Consider the following 16,169-nt stretch of genomic DNA (forward strand, 5'->3'; position numbering starts at 1 on the left):
TGCATAAAGAAGAATCTTAGAGGTGTGTAATGAGGAAAAAAAGTTTAATATTTGTAATGCTGATTTTTAGCATAGTAGCCCTTTTTAGTGGTTGTAGTAATAAAAAACAAGTTAGTGATGGAAAAATAAATGTTATGGTGAGTTTTAATCCACTAAAAGATTTTACTGAAGCCATCGGAGGAGAAAAAGTAAACGTAGAAAGTTTAGTTCCAGGAACTTCAGAACCTCATGATTTTGAACCAAAAACTAAAGATTTTGCAAAACTTACAGAGGCAGATATTTTTATATATAGTGGATTAGGATTAGAAGATTGGATTGAGGATGTTAAGAATAACATTGGTGATAGTAAAGTTAAATTAGTTGAAGCTACAGAAGGAATTAATGTGTTAAAAACTGATGGAGCTACAGATCCACATGCTTGGCTTTCTCTTGTAGATGCTCAAAAGATATGTGAGAATATAAAGAATAGTCTACAAGATAAAGATCCTAAAAATAAAGAGTATTATGAAACTAGATATAAAGAGTATAAGAATTCACTTCAAAAACTTTATGATGATAACACAAAAAGATTTAAGGATCTTAAGAATAGAGATTTTATAACATCTCATGAAGCTTTTGGATACTTGTGTAGAGATTTTAATCTTCAGCAGAGATCTTTAGAAAATTTGTTTGGTGAGGGAGAAAATACTCCTCAAAAGCTTGCTGAAATAGTTACTTATGCAAAAGCAAATAAGATTAATACAATATTCATGGAGAATTCAGGTAGTGAAAAAGATGCTGAAACAATATCGAGAGAATCAGGTTCAAAAATACAAAAAATTTATACATTAGAAACTAGAGAAGATAATTTGAACTATTTAGATGCAATGAAAGAAAATTTGGATAGAATATATAATAGTTTAAGTTCAATAAATTAGGAAAAAGAAGGGATATATGTCTCTTCTTTTACTTATTTTTGGGGTATAATGTATTAATAGAGATAAACTTAAGTAAGATTAGAAACGGTGGGATTTTATGAGTAGTCAAAAGATTTATGAGGGAAATATTGAAAAAATAAGTGAAAAAATAGATGAGGTAAATTCAAGTATAAATAGAATTGCACTAATAAGAGGGGTAATATTTATTTTATTTGGAATTTCTGTTTATTATATAATAAAACAAAAAGGATTTGCCTTTATTGTAGCCTCAATATTATTGATATTGGTATTTGTATTTATTGCGTATATTCACACAAAAGAAAAAGAAAAGCTTAAAGAATTTAATTTATTAATTGAGATAAACAATGAACATATAAAAAGAGCAAAAGGCGAATGGAAAGAGTTTAAAGATAAGGGAGAAGAATATTTAAGTTCAGAACACCCTTTTATAAATGATTTGGACATATTTGGAGATAATTCGCTTTTTCAGTGGATAAATACTACTAAAACCTTTTATGGGAGAGAAAAGCTTGCAAAAATACTTTCAAGCACAGAAACTAGAACTGCTGAAGAAATTACTAAAAGACAAAGAGCTCTAAAAGAGTTAGCAGAAAAGATTGATTTTAGGCAGACACTTGAATTTATACCGTTACTTAGAAAAAGTCCTATTGAAAAAACAAAAAGTTTTATTAGCTGGGTCAAAGAAGAAAATTCGTGGTTTTTGTCCCCACAAGCTAGTCTAATTAGATTTATAATGCCTGTAATTTCAATTTCAATATTAATATCTGTTATTGTTTTTAAAAAGCCTTTTTCATTATTTTTACTAGCGCTAATTGTAAATGGAGGAATACTAACATTAAAGAAAAAGGAAATTGCAAGAGCATTAGAAGAGATTTATTCCTTTAAGACCAATTTATCTTCGTATTATAGGACAATAGAAGTCATCGAAAAGGAAGACTTTAAAGAAGAAATTAATTTAAATGCAGTAGGAATCTTAAAAGATGATACAAGAGCTTCTAATGAGATGAAAGAAATAACAGCTATTGGAGATATGTTATTTGATAGAGGGAATATGATTTATTGGATTTTTAATTCCTTACTAATGTGGGATTTAGTTCTTATGACTAAATTAGAAAAGTGGAAGCTTAAGAATAAAAATAACGTTGAACTTTGGCTTGATGCATTAGGTGAAATAGAAGCCTTATCAGCATTAAGTAACATTTACTTTGATAATGAAAACTGGAAGATTCCTGAGATAATTGAAGAAGATGAAATAGTTGCAGAAGATTTAGCACATCCATTAATTGTGCCTCAGGGAATAAAGAATTCCTTTAATTTAACTAAACCAATTCAAACAGCGCTTATTACTGGATCAAATATGTCAGGAAAGAGTACATTCTTAAGGACAATAGGTATTAATATGGTGTTTTCTTACTTAGGATTACCTGTTAATGGCAGAGCTCTAAAGCTTGGTGTTATGATTCCTTATACTTGTATGAGAACCAAGGATAATCTGGAAGAAGGAATCTCATCCTTTTATGCTGAGATACTAAGAGTAAAAAATATAATAAGAGCAACAGAAAGTGGAAAGAAAGTTTTCTTCTTACTTGATGAAATTTTTAAAGGAACAAATTCAGTAGATAGACATACTGGCGCCGAAATGCTTATAAAGCAGCTTATGGGTAAGGGAGCTAAAGGATTAGTTTCAACTCATGATTTAGAATTGTGCGAGCTTGAACAAGAAGATAGAAGAATTAAAAATTTACATTTTAGAGAGTATTATGTAGATAATGAAATTAGATTTGACTATAAACTTAGAGAAGGAAAAAGTACAACTAGAAACGCAGAATATTTAATGAAGATGGCTGGAATTAGACTAGATATTTAAAGTTGAGTAACGAAAAATTAGTATAAATTTCATATCTTTTTAAGCTTTGTTCTCAGAACTTTAGGTTATATAGTGTGTTATAATGGTATAAGAAGTTACTGTACTAAAGATTAGGAGGACAAAATGAATTTAAATAAGAGTCAGAGTAGATTTGTGAATTCTAAAAGTTTAGGATATCAATTTCTAAAAGGCAAAAAATTAACAGGAAAAACAACAGCTGCAATATATAGAGTAGTTAATATAGAGAATAATTATAGACTTTTTCCAGATGAAAAGATAATATATATTATTTCAGAGAAAAATTTAAAAGATAAGGTTCAGGAACTATACCAAGATGTAAAATCAGAGATTGAAAATAAATATTTCTCATTATTTTCTTATTTTAACAAAGGGGTAGAGGTAGCAGCATTAGAGGATATAATTACTTCGTTTGCTCAAGGGTTTTTAAGAGATAAAATGATTTCACTTAAGTATGCCTCCTTTGAAGAAGAGGAAAACTTAATAAAATCTATATATGAAGATAAAAAAAGTGAGTATAAAAAATCTAAATTTATTCAAAATGTAGATTATAAATTTTTAAAAGATGAATTTACATGGATTAAGTCAAATGGATTTTCTAAGGTCGAATATCTAGAGGCTAGACGAAAAGGTAGAGAAGGGCGTATAGGCAAAGGTTCTAAAACAAGAGAAGCCATATATGATTTACTTTCTTCTTATAACGAAAATTTAGCACAGAGTGGCTTAATGGATAGATATGATGAAGTGAATTATGCTCATGAGTATTCAAAAAAAACTAAAGGGATATACACTCATATAGTTTTAGATAACTGTAAGGGTCTAAGTTTAAAAGAGATTAACTTTATAGATTCCTTACTAACACCACAGGAATATAGTTCTATAGTTTATATTTTGGGTGAAGAAAAAATGGTTATAAATCCATTTAAGAATATAAAATCAAAAACTTTTAGATTCAATGAACAGTTCAAAACCTTTTATAATGAGTGGAATCCGATTGAACATTATGAATTTATTGATATAAACAAAGGTGTGAAAAGGAAGTTTTTTAAAGATACATCAATAAATACACATGAAATTGTTGAAAAAAATGATAAGAGTGAATATACTTACAAGGAAAATGATATAAAGGAGTTTCCGTTATTTTCAAACATAGCAGCTGGAGAACCTATTCTTATGAATGAAGAGGTAGAAGAAATGATTTATCTACCTAAGGAATGGATAAAGAATAGTAATGAAGTATTTTTCCTAAGAGTAAAAGGGGACTCAATGGAAAATGCAAACATATTTCATGGTGATATAGTTGCTATTAATAAAAGATCTATGGCGGATCATAATGAAATAGTAGCAATAGATATAGAGGGTAGTGCAACGCTAAAGAGATTAAAACTTAATGGTGAAGTACCAGTATTAATGCCAGAGAATGACAAGTATGATCCAATATACCTAGCGGGGAAAGAAACTAATATCTTAGGCGTGGCAATTGGAATAATTAAAAAGAATGGATAGATCCTTTAAAGTAGAGTAGTATAAAAAGGAGATAAAATGGGGTTTGTTATAATAGATTTAGAATTCAATAACTTAGGAGAGATAAGCAAATATTTTCCGAATTTTTATGAAGAAAATAAAGATATAAGAAATCTAGAAATAGATAATGAGATAATAGAGATTGGAGCAGTTAAGCTTGATAAGTTTATGCAGAAAACTGAAGAATTAAAACTCTATATTAAGCCAACAGCTTTTAAAATATTAAATCCAAAAATTACTGAAATTACAGGCATACAAGAAGAGGATATTAGGGATGGATTAGGGTATTTTGAAGCCATGGATAGGCTGAGAGCTTTTATAGGAAAGGACGATATAATATGCTCTTGGGCAAAAAATGATATAGCAGAAATTATAATAAATTCAAGTTTTCATGGATATAAAGAAATAAGTTGGCTTAAAGAATATATAGACATTCAGGAATATTGTACAAAGGTTCTAGCTCATAAAAAATCTATAAGTTTAAAAAATGCACTTTTAGAATTAAAGATACAGGTAAGTGATGATAGTAAGTTGCATGATGCATTAAATGATGCGGATTATACATCAAAAGTATTTAAAAGAATTTATAATCCTAGAATTATAAAAAATTATATAGTATATGACATTTTTAATATGCCCGCACTAGTTATTAAAAATTTAGAGGCTTTTAAAATTGATTATAGTAGAGTGAACATGACTTGCCCAAGATGTAAAAATCCAATGGAACTAGAACAACCTTTCAAGTTATTTTATTGGAGGTTTATGGGTATAGATTCTTGTAAAAAGTGTAGGTGTAAAATTCTACATGAGGTTATTATTAAGAAAACTCTTACAGGAAAAGAAGTTTATAATGAAATTAAAACTCCTTTAAATCAGATGGAATATATGGATGTTTCTTATAAGTTTCAAAAGGTAAATTAATAAATTCGAAAAAATAAATTACATTTTATTTACATTATAGTTATATTATCAAAAGTATAACATTTACATTTAAAATGTGTTAAAATATAAGAGCAGATTATTTTAAATTTTGAGGGGAAAGAGTATGAATATAGCATTTTTTCTAACACCTAAGAATGAAGTTATTTACGAGAATGTTGACGCTACTATGAGGCAGGTAATGGAGAGAATGGAGCATCATGGTTATACAGCAATTCCACTTATAGATAAAAGTGGAAGATATGTAGGAACCCTTACTGAAGGAGATTTGTTATGGGAGCTTAAAAATAGCCCAGACTTAAATTTTAAAAATACTCATACAGTAAAAGTTAAAGATATACCTAGAAGAATAAAGCATAAAAGTGTCTCAATTAATTCTTCAATTGAAAGTATAATATCTCTTGCGGTAAGTCAAAACTTTGTACCAGTAGTAGATGATAACGGAACATTTATTGGGATAATAAAGAGAAGTGATATAATTAATTATTGCTATAATAGTATGAAGCAATCTCAGCTTTAGTTTATCATTGAATATAACTAAGGTTCAGGAGGAAAAAAAGAATGAACGAAGAAAAGAAACAAGCTTTGCAAAGTCTTAAAACTGGAAAAGGGCAAATAGAAGGAATAATAAAAATGATAGAAGATGATAGATACTGTGTTGATGTTTCAAATCAAATTATTGCAGTTCAAGCACTTCTAAGAAAAGCTAATAAATTAATATTAAAACAACATATGACACACTGCGTTAAGGCAGCTATAAAAAGGGAATATGATGCTGAAGAAAAAATAGATGAGATATTATCTATTTTAGATAAGGTTATGAAGTAGAGTATAATAAATTTGAATATATAGTTTTAAAGAGGGGAAATATCCCTTCTTTATTTTTATATAGGGTTTTTTATAGGAAACTAGTTGAACTTAAAACCCTATAGAAAATAATTAGCTTTGTGTATTATAATATCAGTAATAAAATATCCTAAGAAAATAAAGGAGCATATAATGAATTTAATAAATCTTGAAAATATAAACAAAAGTTATAGTGAAAAAATTCTATTAGATAATATTTCATTAGGTATAAATGAAGGAGATAAAATAGGATTAATAGGTATAAATGGTGCTGGAAAGTCAACACTTTTAAAAATAATTGGAGGAAAAGAAGAGTTCTTTGATGGAGATATTTCTAAAATTAAAAACATTAGAATTGAATACTTATCACAAAGTCAAAATTTTACTCCAGAGGACACTGTGTTAGAGCAGATTTTTAAGGGCGATTCTAAAGAAATGAAATTACTGAGAGAATATGAGGATATTCTTAATTCTTTAGAAGCTGGAGAAGAATATAATCAGGAAAATTTTATAAGACTTCAAGGGGAAATTGAAGATTTAAATCTTTGGGGGCTAGAAAGTGACGCAAAGATAATACTAAACAAGCTAGGAATAAGAAATTACCATCAGAAGGTAGGTACTTTATCTGGGGGACAAAAGAAAAGAGTTGCACTTGCTTCAGCATTAATAACTCCTTGCGACCTGCTTCTTTTAGATGAGCCTACAAACCATTTGGATAGTGATAGTATAGAATGGTTAGAAGAATATCTTAATCTTAGAAAAGGCGCTCTTATAATGATTACTCATGATAGATATTTTCTTGATAGAGTTGTAAATAGAATTATAGAATTAGATAGGGGAAAGATATATAGTTACCAAGGTAATTACTCTGATTTTCTTATAAAAAAGAGTGAGAGACTTGAAATAGAGAAGAGCCAAGAAGAGAAGAGGGCTAGCCTTATTCAGAAGGAATTAAAGTGGGTTAAAAGAGGTGCTAAGGCAAGAACAACAAAACAAAAAGCAAGGCTTCAAAGATTTGATGAATTGGTAAACTATGAATATATTGAACCTAGGGGAGATGTAGAGTTAAGCTTAATAGGAACTAGATTAGGCAATAAATCTATAGAAATAAATAATATTAGTAAATCCTTTGGGGATAAACTACTAATAAACAATTTCTCATATATATTTAAAAAAGGTGATAGGGTTGGAATAGTTGGAAGTAATGGAATGGGAAAAACCACTTTGATAAACCTTATTGCAAATAAGATTGAACTTGATAGTGGAAATATCGAAATTGGAGAAACAGTAAAGTTAGGATGCTTTTCCCAAGATAGCTCTGAGATGGACGAAAGTATAAGAGTGATCGACTATGTAAGAGAAGGGGGAGAAGTAATTCCAGTTTCTAATGGGGTTAATATAACAGCTTCACAAATGTGTGAAAGATTTATGTTTGATGGAACCATGCAATATACTCCAATAGGTAAATTGTCAGGAGGAGAAAAGAGAAGATTACAGCTATTAAGAGTTCTTATGGAAGCACCTAATGTGCTGATATTAGATGAGCCTACAAATGATTTAGATATAGAAACCTTGCAGATACTTGAGGATTTTCTTGATGACTTTGGAGGTATACTTATAATTGTATCCCATGACAGGTATTTTCTTGATAGATTATGTCATAAGATTTTTGCATATGAAGGAGAAGGAATAATTAGTGAATATACAGGTAATTTTAGCGATTATCTTATAAAAAGAGAGTTAAAATCTGTTGAAATGCCTAAAGAACAAAAGGTTCAAAAGGAAAGAAAGAAAAATAAAGATGAAAGACCAAAGTTTTCATATAATGAGCAGAAAGAATATGAAGAAATTGATGAAGTAATTGAAAAAATAGAAAAGAAACTGGAAGAAATAGAGCTAGAAATATCAAAGACTGTAACAGATTACGGAAAACTACAGGTGCTATTAAAGGAAAAAGAAGAGATTGAGGAAGAATTAGCTTTAAAGTACGAGAGATGGGAATACCTAAATGAGATTGCAGAGAAGATATCAGAATATAATAAATAAAAAAAAGAGGCCAATGCCTCTTTTTTTCTATAGAAATTTCACTAAGCTTCTATACTCTCAAAACTTTCTGCGATTAAATCAAACTCTTCTTCGTCAGTAATTTCTCCATAGGTGTCTTCTTTGATACCAGGATATAAATATAGAATATATCTATCGTTGCTATCCATTATGTTTTGGATTATTATATATTCTTGTTCCTTCTCACAATTTTCTAAGGTTGCGAGAACTTTAAACTTATTTTCTTTACCAGTATCGTTATTTGTAAGGTCCAAAGTAAACCCACTATGAAGTCTGACATTGATTTTAGAATGATCACAAGTCTTTATATAAGAATTCCTTCTACATCCAGAACAAGTCTTGAATGAACATTCTACAACACAATTTAGGCAAGCACATTTTGAACAGTTCTCTAATTGTGTTAATGTATCTTTATTTTGTGCTTTAAAATTATTAATTGAGCTAAGGTTTGGAGAAGAAAATTTATTGAAAAAACCTTTCTTATTTCCCTTTTGCTCTTCTTCTTCTAAAAGATTAATAAAATCTTTTAGAACTTTACCTTTAACATAAAACTTTTTCTTTTTTAAAAAGTCTTCAGGAAGGAAGGGAGAAATATTGTCTATAGCATAAAATATGTCTGTATATATTTTTCCCCATGTTTCTTTTTCTCTAGTAATTATTTCGAAATCGCTATTCATTAATACTCACCAAACCTAAAGTAAAATTATTAAACAGTACCATTTTTATATTTTTCTAGTTCTAAATCTAAATCTGACTCTTCAAGCTTTTCAAATTGTGAATCAAAATCATCAATTTCTCTTAGTTCTGCTAGGCCATTAGCCTTAGCTTCTGTTCTTTGAATTTTTCTTTCTATAGAATCAATTTGAATAGAATTACTTTTTGTTTGAACATTAGCTAAGATTTCATTTACTTTTTCAGAAGCTTGAGCTGTAGAGTATCTTGCTGCAGCTTCATCTCTATATTGTCTTGTTTTTTGTATTTCATCTTCTAAAGCAACTAAGTTTTTCTTGATTGCTTCAGCTTGAACTTTAGCAGTTTCATAGCTGGTTTTTAAGCCTTCATATTTCTTATCTGCATCTAATTTCTTTTGTAAAGCTCTTTTAGCAAGATCTTCATTTCCTTTTGAAAGGGCAAGTTTTACTTTTTCATCGAAATCAGCAGCTTCTCTTTGAGCTGTATCCATATTCTTTTTAATTGCTTGAACATTGCCTATTATTTGTGCTGAATTTAGTTTTGCTTTAGATAGTTGTTCTTCCATATCCTTTAATTTTTGATCAAGTAATTCTATTGGATTTTCCATCTCATCCAATGTACTATTAACCTTTGCTCTAAACATATTTGACATCCTATTAAATATTCCCATTTGTAAGTTACCTCCTAAAATTTAATCATTTTAATTACGTAGATTACCAATACTACTACAACTATAGCAATTATTGTTTTGAAGATCATAGATATTGGACTTGAGTGATATCCAAAAAAACCTGTAGAGTAATTTGAATGATATCCACTTCCTATGAATGGTATCCAAGCCCAAAAACTACTTCTGCCTCCAGAACCGCTATAATTCTTGTTATTATTTGAACTACTACTCTCAGTACTTTGAGTACTATTATCTTTTGGTTTGCTATTAGTAAATCCTCCTGTCTTATATCCACCTGAAGATGAACTAGGACTACTAGAAGAACTTGATTTGTATTTTGATGGAGAACTTCCACCACTTGAAAATGAACCTGATTTATATCCACTTGAAGAGGATTTTGATGAACTGGATTTAAATGAACCGCTTTTTCCTTTAGCATAGACAACAGAACCTTTAATTCCACTGTTTAAAATATTTCCAACATCAAGTGATATTGAAGTAAAAATAAAAATGAAAGTCAAAATAGTTGTTATAATCAGATTACGTTTTTTATTCTTAATAAGCTCACCCCCGAAATAGCATTTACTGAAAGAATTAGTCTATGTAAGTATTATATAGTATATAATACCACTTAACAAGTTAATAAATAAATCATTTTAGGTTATTTAATAATGAATAAAATCAAAATTTAAAAATAACTCTCATATACTCTATCAATCTAAGTATTTCTTGAAATTCCTAACTAATTCAAAAAGTTATAAATATTTATTTTATATATAATGCATTAAAGAATTTACATGTCGCTTCACCTAAGAGTTACTCCGTGAGATGTAGCATAATTTTTGCATTATATTTATATCTAAAATTATAGCATAAGAAATTAGTATAATCCAAGGGAACAAAAGTATTATATTATTAAATAATAGGGTGATAAATATTATTAATTGTAATAAAATAAAAGGTGATTTAAAATATTAGTGTGACTTTATTTATTATTGAAAAGTTTGGAGTGGTATTATGAATAATGAAGAAAATAACTCAATGTCAATGGGTGAATTACTTAAAGATTATGATGTAAAGCGCCTTAATAAAGGGGATATAATATCAGGTGAAGTTATATCTGTAAGCCAAGATGAGGTAATGGTTAATATAAACTATTATAAGGATGGAATTATAAAAAAAGAAGAGGTATCTTATGAGGACTTTTCTATAAGCGAATTGTTAAAAGCTCAAGATAAAATAAAAGTAATGATTTTAAGCTTAGATGATGGAGAAGGAAATGTAGTGTTATCTAAGAAAAGAGCCGATGAAATATTGGTTTGGGATGAGATTAGTGATTCCTTTGAAACTAAAAAATCATTAAATGTAACAGTAAAAGAAGAAGTTAAGGGTGGACTTGTAGCAAGCTACAAAGGAATAAGAATATTCTTACCTGCGTCACAAGTTTCAAGAAAGAGAGAAAGCAATATTGCAACTCTAATAGGTAAGCAATTAGAAGTTAGAATAATAGAGTTTAATAAAAGAGAAAAAAATATAGTTGCGTCTAGAAGAGTTATAGAAGAAGAAGCTTATAATGAAAATAAAAAAGCTATTTGGAATTCACTTAAGAAGGGTGAGAAAAGAGAAGGAAAAGTCACAAGAATTGTTAAATTTGGAGCATTTGTTGATATCGGAGGAATTGAAGGCTTAATTCATTTGTCTGATTTATCATGGGGAAGAGTCAATAGAGCAGAAGAAGTAGTTTCAGAAGGAGAAACAGTTGAGGTTTTTGTTGGTGATTTTGATGTAGAGAAAGAAAGACTTTCACTAATACTAAAAGATGTCAAAAAAGATCCTTGGCAAGATACAGCTACAACATTAAAGATAAATGATGTAGTTAGTGGAAAAGTTATTAAGTTTACTAGCTTCGGTGCATTTGTAGAATTATTTCCAGGAGTTGAAGGATTAGTTCATATATCAGAAATATCTGAGGAGAACATTGCAAAAGCTTCTGATGTGTTAACAATTGGTCAAGAAATTAAGGTTAAGATTCTTGATGTAAACTTAAATGATAAAAAGATAAGTTTAAGCATAAAAGATGCAGCTGAAAAATCAAGAGAATATGAAAAATTCAATGATACTTTTGAAGGGGAAAGTTTAGCAAATCTTTTCAAAGATTTTAAGTTTTAAATAAAATAAAAAAGAGGCTTAGCCTCTTTTTTATTTTTAAAATTATTATAGCTTTTCAATCTTAAGCATATTAGTTCCACCAACGTGGGTTGTAGGCATTCCTGCTGCTACTAATATGTTATCACCTTTTTCAGCTAAATTAAGTCTAAGAGCACTTTCTCTAGCTTCATTGATTATGTCATCAGTTGTATTAAACATTTCACATAACTCAGGTATTATCCCAAAGTTAAGTGATAAACTCCTTCTAACATTTTCATATGGAGTTATTGCAACAATTGGACATCTAGGTTTATATTTAGAAATTAATCGTGCAGTAGCCCCGCTTTTAGTTGCAGCAACTATAGCCTTAGTAGGTAATATATTTGCTGTTCTTGAAGCTGTATAACTTATAGCATCCTCAAATGCTGATAAAGATGGTTCCCTTAGGTCTGAAGTAAAGCCCACATAGTCAAAATTTGCTTCAGCTTCCAATGCTATTCTACTCATTGTTCTAGCAGCTTCAAGAGGATAAGCACCAGCTGCACTTTCTCCAGAAAGCATAATAGCATCTGTACCATCAAAAATAGCATTACAGATATCACAGGCTTCAGCTCTTGTAGGTCTAGAGTTTTTAATCATTGAGTCTAACATTTGAGTAGCTGTAATTACAACCTTGCCAGCTGCATTACATTTTTTTATTATTTGCTTTTGTAATATAGGAACTCTTTCTATAGGAATCTCAACACCCATATCACCTCTTGCAACCATAACGCCATCAGTCACTTGAATAATTTCATCAATATTATCCACACCTTCTTGGCTTTCTATTTTAGCAATTAGTTTGATTTTTTCACCATTGTTTTCATTAAGTAATTTTCTAGCTTCTACTATATCTTCAGCCTTTCTTACAAAAGATATTGCAAAGAAGTCAACCTCTTCTTTACATCCAAAGACAATATCAGCCTTATCTTTATCTGTAAGAGCTGGAAGTTTAATTTTTACATAAGGAACATTAACTCCTTTATGGCTCTTTATTTCCCCACCAATAATTACTTCAGTTATTATTTCTTTGTCACGAACTTCTAAAACCTTAAACTCAAGAAGCCCATCATCTACAAGAATTGTACCTCCAACTTGTATATCCTTATATAATTCTTCATAGGAGATAGAACATTTTGTATTATCTCCTAAAATTTCATCTGAGCAAAAAAATGAAAATTTATCTCCTCTTTTTAATTTTGCTACATCATTAACAAAATTATGAGTTCTTATTTTAGGGCCTTTAATATCAAGAAGGATACCTGTAGGAGTAGATAATTCATCTCTTAAATTTTTTAGTATATTGATATTCTTTCTGTGATCATCTTGTGTTCCGTGAGAACAGTTGAGTCTTGCTACGCTCATTCCAATTTTAATAAATTCCCTTAATATTTCTTCGTTATTAGATGCCGGTCCAATTGTAAAAATCATTTTTGTTTTTTGCATAAAAACACCTCTCAGATTAATTATAATATTCACAGGATTATTTATCTAAGACTACTAAAAGTTATAAAAATGAACATAATATGTATTTAAGCAGCCTTTTTATCTGACGTAAATTATGGTATGCTTTTTACAAAGAATATATTTATATTCTAGCATATTTTCATTGAAAGGAAGTATAAAAATGAGAGTTTTAGACGCAATTGAACCAAAAAATGTTTTTTATTATTTTGAGGAGATTTCAAAAATACCTAGAGGGTCAGGAAATGAGAAGGCAATAAGTGACTACTTATTGAATTTTGGTAAATCCTTAGGACTTGAAAGTATTCAAGATTCTGCTTTAAATGTAATTATAAAAAAGCCAGCTACTAAGGGGTATGAAAATGCACCTACAGTAATAATTCAAGGACATATGGATATGGTATGCGAAAAAAATAAGGATACAATACATGACTTTGAAAAAGATCCAATTAAGCTAAGAATTGAAGGAGACTATGTTTATGCAACAGGAACTACTCTTGGAGCAGATGATGGAATAGCAGTTGCATATGCATTAGCTATATTAGCATCAAAAGACATTGCGCATCCAGCATTAGAGGTATTAATTACAACTGATGAAGAAAGAGGTATGGGTGGTGCTATGGCTGTAGATAGCAAGAATCTTAGCGGTAAAATACTTCTTAATATTGACTCAGAAGAAGAAGGAAAATTATTAGTATCTTGTGCAGGCGGAGCTAAAGCAAACGTTACCTCAAAAATTGAATGGACTGAAGCTAAAAAAGATGGAAGTCTTTTAGAAATATCAGTTAGAGGATTAAAAGGCGGACACTCTGGTCAAGAAATAGACAAAGGAAGAGGAAATGCAAATAAATTGGCTGGAAGAATACTTATGGATCTTCTAGGTAAGGTTGATTTTAATATTGTTTCCTTAAATGGAGGAGCAAAGGATAACGCAATCCCAAGAGAAATAGATGCAGAAATATATGTTTCTAACGCTGATATTTCTTTAGTTAAGGAAAGAGTTGCAGAATTTAATAAGATATTTAAAAATGAATTAAGTGCTCAAGATCCTGATGTAAATGTTTCTGTTGTTGAGTCTAATAAAGAGATAAAAAATGTGTTTGATGCAGAATCTACAAATAGAGCAGTAAAACTTCTATATTTAATGCCTAATGGTATTCAAACTATGAGCATGAATATAAAAGATTTAGTAGAAAGCTCGCTAAACTTAGGAGTTGTAGTTACTGATGATAAAGCAGTAAGTTATAGCTTAGCACTTAGAAGTTCAGTAGCATCTCTTAAGGATGAAATAATAAATCAGGTAAAAGTTTTAGCTGATAGTTTAGGAGCAGAAACAGAAATATCTGGTTATTACCCTGAATGGCAATATAGAGAAGAATCAAAAATTAGAAATCTTAGTGAAAAGATTTATGTTGAAATGACAGGAGAAAAACCAGAAATAATTGCTATACATGCAGGTTTAGAATGTGGATTATTTATGGAGAAACTTGGAGATGATATGGATATGATTAGTTTTGGACCAAATTTATATGACATTCATACTCCAGATGAACATATGAGTATTTCATCCGTAAAAAGATTCTGGGAATATCTAATCAGAGTATTAGGAGAAATAAAAGAATAATATTTATTAATCAATAAATATTATTGACCAACTAGAAAACTAAGTTATAATATAAATTAAGTAAACTTAGGAGGGATAAATATGGATATTAATGAAAAAGTATTAGAGACTTTAAGAAATTCAGGTGAAGCTTTAAAAGGTGGAGAAATTGCTGAAAAATCCGGATTAGACAAAAAAGATGTCGACAAAGCACTTAAGACATTAAAAGCAGAAGGAAAAATAAATTCACCAAAAAGATGTTATTATGGAATAGCAGAATAAGAAGAATTATAAAAAAATAAGTTTGGATTTTTCCAAACTTATTTTTTATTTGGAATTCATAGATATTATGGATTTATTAGAATTTTCTAAGACTAAAAAGAATAATAAGAGGATTGTCAATATTTCTATCAAATGTCCCTAAAATAATTAATTTAGGAATTTTGTAGAGTTTTTAGGGAAAAGATATAATAATTGTGTAGATAATACTTAGAAATTTTTAGAGTTTTTAAGCTTGACCTAAGTTACATAATTTCATATAATAATAAAGTGAGTTGTTTTCATGAAAACTTTGGAAGATTTGTTTATGAAAATGTTTACTTAGGGAGATTATAAATTATAGGGTATTTACCAATTAGGAGAGGGGAAAGTGTATGAATCAGAAGCGTAAAACTATTACTAAAGCATTGCTTTTAACAGTAGCTTTGCTTACGGCAACAAGTTTTAAGGCCATGAAACCAAAAGCTGACACCACAGGAAATTCAACTCAAGGGGTAGTTTTAAAAACTAGTCAGTTAAAAGTTAAAAAAACTATCGTTTCACCAAAGAAGGAAGAGGGAACAAGTTCAACAAGTTCTAGTTATGTAGCATCAAGAGGGGATAGTGGAAGCGGTGCAGGAAGCAGTGTTGTTTCTTATGCGTATAATTTTATCGGAAGACCATATGTTTTTGGAGCAGCAGGTCCAAGAAGTTTTGACTGCTCAGGATTAACAATGTATGTGTTCGCGAAATTTGGGTACTCATTACCACACTACACTGGATCACAATTTTCAATGGGAGTTCCAGTATCTAGGTCAAATTTAAGACCAGGGGATTTGGTATTCTTTAACACTTATGGTTCAATAAGTCACGTGGGTATTTATGTTGGAGGAGGAGATTTTCTTCATGCACCTTCATCAGGAAAAACTGTTACTGTAAGTTCGTTAAATGAAGCTTATTACTCAAGCAGATATGCTGGAGCAAGAAGAATAATAAGATAATTATAACTAAAGTGATTTTGTAGTTATATAAATTAATGTGAATTAAAAAGGGGTTTCCTTTTAAATAGTTAAGCTTGAATATTTGAAAAATATTCAA

General features: G+C 29.4%; 15 protein-coding genes. 11 read left to right on the forward strand and 4 right to left on the reverse strand.

Annotated elements, in window-relative coordinates:
- Window positions 1-29 precede the first annotated feature (29 nt).
- From JK634_RS19640 to JK634_RS19670, 7 genes are all read left to right on the forward strand, one after another.
- A complete protein-coding gene (locus tag JK634_RS19640; protein WP_202769458.1) occupies window positions 30-917 on the forward strand; it encodes a metal ABC transporter substrate-binding protein in 888 nt (295 codons plus the stop codon).
- A 97-nt stretch (window positions 918-1,014) separates the two neighbouring features.
- The gene (locus JK634_RS19645) at window positions 1,015-2,805 is read left to right on the forward strand and encodes a MutS-related protein (RefSeq protein ID WP_202769459.1); all 1,791 of its coding nucleotides are present in this window, start codon (window positions 1,015-1,017) and stop codon (window positions 2,803-2,805) included.
- A gap of 123 nt (window positions 2,806-2,928) precedes the next feature.
- Window positions 2,929-4,329 carry a LexA family protein gene (locus JK634_RS19650; RefSeq protein ID WP_202769460.1) on the forward strand — a complete coding sequence of 467 codons (1,401 nt, stop codon included), beginning with the start codon at window positions 2,929-2,931 and terminating at the stop codon, window positions 4,327-4,329.
- A gap of 36 nt (window positions 4,330-4,365) precedes the next feature.
- The gene (locus tag JK634_RS19655) at window positions 4,366-5,268 is read left to right on the forward strand and encodes a 3'-5' exonuclease (protein WP_202769461.1); all 903 of its coding nucleotides are present in this window, start codon (window positions 4,366-4,368) and stop codon (window positions 5,266-5,268) included.
- Between the two features lie 124 nt (window positions 5,269-5,392).
- Window positions 5,393-5,806, forward strand: coding sequence for a CBS domain-containing protein (locus tag JK634_RS19660; protein ID WP_202769462.1), 414 nt, complete (start codon window positions 5,393-5,395; stop codon window positions 5,804-5,806).
- Between the two features lie 41 nt (window positions 5,807-5,847).
- Window positions 5,848-6,114, forward strand: coding sequence for a metal-sensing transcriptional repressor (locus JK634_RS19665; RefSeq protein WP_202769463.1), 267 nt, complete (start codon window positions 5,848-5,850; stop codon window positions 6,112-6,114).
- A 171-nt stretch (window positions 6,115-6,285) separates the two neighbouring features.
- Entirely contained in the window at window positions 6,286-8,178 is a 1,893-nt protein-coding gene (locus tag JK634_RS19670) for an ABC transporter ATP-binding protein (RefSeq protein WP_202769464.1), read from the forward strand.
- Between the two features lie 41 nt (window positions 8,179-8,219).
- On the opposite strand, the gene JK634_RS19675 is transcribed toward JK634_RS19670, so the two are convergent.
- Genes JK634_RS19675 through JK634_RS19685 form a run of 3 tightly spaced genes read right to left on the reverse strand, consistent with a single transcriptional unit; the run spans window position 8,220 to window position 10,080 of the window.
- On the reverse strand, window positions 8,220-8,873 hold the full coding sequence (locus JK634_RS19675; protein WP_202769465.1) for a DUF1292 domain-containing protein: 654 nt from the start codon (window positions 8,871-8,873) through the stop codon (window positions 8,220-8,222).
- A 29-nt stretch (window positions 8,874-8,902) separates the two neighbouring features.
- Window positions 8,903-9,559 carry a PspA/IM30 family protein gene (locus JK634_RS19680; RefSeq protein WP_202769466.1) on the reverse strand — a complete coding sequence of 219 codons (657 nt, stop codon included), beginning with the start codon at window positions 9,557-9,559 and terminating at the stop codon, window positions 8,903-8,905.
- Between the two features lie 14 nt (window positions 9,560-9,573).
- Entirely contained in the window at window positions 9,574-10,080 is a 507-nt protein-coding gene (locus JK634_RS19685; RefSeq protein WP_202769467.1) for a hypothetical protein, read from the reverse strand.
- 496 nt (window positions 10,081-10,576) lie between these two features.
- Between JK634_RS19685 and rpsA the strand changes: the two genes are divergently transcribed.
- Entirely contained in the window at window positions 10,577-11,728 is a 1,152-nt protein-coding gene (rpsA, locus tag JK634_RS19690; protein ID WP_202769468.1) for a 30S ribosomal protein S1, read from the forward strand.
- Window positions 11,729-11,773: 45 nt separating this feature from the next.
- Here the strand turns inward: rpsA and pyk are convergent, their stop codons facing one another.
- Entirely contained in the window at window positions 11,774-13,192 is a 1,419-nt protein-coding gene (gene pyk / locus JK634_RS19695; RefSeq protein ID WP_202769469.1) for a pyruvate kinase, read from the reverse strand.
- 181 nt (window positions 13,193-13,373) lie between these two features.
- On the opposite strand from pyk, the gene JK634_RS19700 reads away from it, so the two are divergent.
- From JK634_RS19700 to JK634_RS19710, 3 genes are all read left to right on the forward strand, one after another.
- Complete coding sequence (locus tag JK634_RS19700; protein ID WP_202769470.1) at window positions 13,374-14,834, forward strand: aminoacyl-histidine dipeptidase; 1,461 nt, start codon at window positions 13,374-13,376, stop codon at window positions 14,832-14,834.
- Between the two features lie 81 nt (window positions 14,835-14,915).
- On the forward strand, window positions 14,916-15,095 hold the full coding sequence (locus JK634_RS19705; RefSeq protein ID WP_202769471.1) for an HTH domain-containing protein: 180 nt from the start codon (window positions 14,916-14,918) through the stop codon (window positions 15,093-15,095).
- A 371-nt stretch (window positions 15,096-15,466) separates the two neighbouring features.
- The gene (locus JK634_RS19710; RefSeq protein ID WP_202769472.1) at window positions 15,467-16,072 is read left to right on the forward strand and encodes a C40 family peptidase; all 606 of its coding nucleotides are present in this window, start codon (window positions 15,467-15,469) and stop codon (window positions 16,070-16,072) included.
- Window positions 16,073-16,169 lie beyond the last annotated feature (97 nt).

The organism is Clostridium paridis (assembly GCF_016765615.1).
In the GTDB taxonomy this organism is placed as follows: Bacteria; Bacillota; Clostridia; order Clostridiales; family Clostridiaceae; genus Clostridium_T; species Clostridium_T paridis.

Excerpts from the sequence above, each read along its gene's own strand:
- JK634_RS19640 (WP_202769458.1), top strand. The coding sequence starts at position 30 with ATGAGGAAAAAAAGTTTAATATTTGTAATGCTGATTTTTAGCATAGTA.
- JK634_RS19645 (WP_202769459.1), top strand. The coding sequence starts at position 1,015 with ATGAGTAGTCAAAAGATTTATGAGGGAAATATTGAAAAAATAAGTGAA.
- JK634_RS19650 (WP_202769460.1), top strand. The coding sequence starts at position 2,929 with ATGAATTTAAATAAGAGTCAGAGTAGATTTGTGAATTCTAAAAGTTTA.
- JK634_RS19655 (WP_202769461.1), top strand. The coding sequence starts at position 4,366 with ATGGGGTTTGTTATAATAGATTTAGAATTCAATAACTTAGGAGAGATA.
- JK634_RS19660 (WP_202769462.1), top strand. The coding sequence starts at position 5,393 with ATGAATATAGCATTTTTTCTAACACCTAAGAATGAAGTTATTTACGAG.
- JK634_RS19665 (WP_202769463.1), top strand. The coding sequence starts at position 5,848 with ATGAACGAAGAAAAGAAACAAGCTTTGCAAAGTCTTAAAACTGGAAAA.
- JK634_RS19670 (WP_202769464.1), top strand. The coding sequence starts at position 6,286 with ATGAATTTAATAAATCTTGAAAATATAAACAAAAGTTATAGTGAAAAA.
- JK634_RS19675 (WP_202769465.1), bottom strand. The coding sequence starts at position 8,873 with ATGAATAGCGATTTCGAAATAATTACTAGAGAAAAAGAAACATGGGGA.
- JK634_RS19680 (WP_202769466.1), bottom strand. The coding sequence starts at position 9,559 with ATGGGAATATTTAATAGGATGTCAAATATGTTTAGAGCAAAGGTTAAT.
- rpsA (WP_202769468.1), top strand. The coding sequence starts at position 10,577 with ATGAATAATGAAGAAAATAACTCAATGTCAATGGGTGAATTACTTAAA.
- pyk (WP_202769469.1), bottom strand. The coding sequence starts at position 13,192 with ATGCAAAAAACAAAAATGATTTTTACAATTGGACCGGCATCTAATAAC.
- JK634_RS19700 (WP_202769470.1), top strand. The coding sequence starts at position 13,374 with ATGAGAGTTTTAGACGCAATTGAACCAAAAAATGTTTTTTATTATTTT.
- JK634_RS19705 (WP_202769471.1), top strand. The coding sequence starts at position 14,916 with ATGGATATTAATGAAAAAGTATTAGAGACTTTAAGAAATTCAGGTGAA.
- JK634_RS19710 (WP_202769472.1), top strand. The coding sequence starts at position 15,467 with ATGAATCAGAAGCGTAAAACTATTACTAAAGCATTGCTTTTAACAGTA.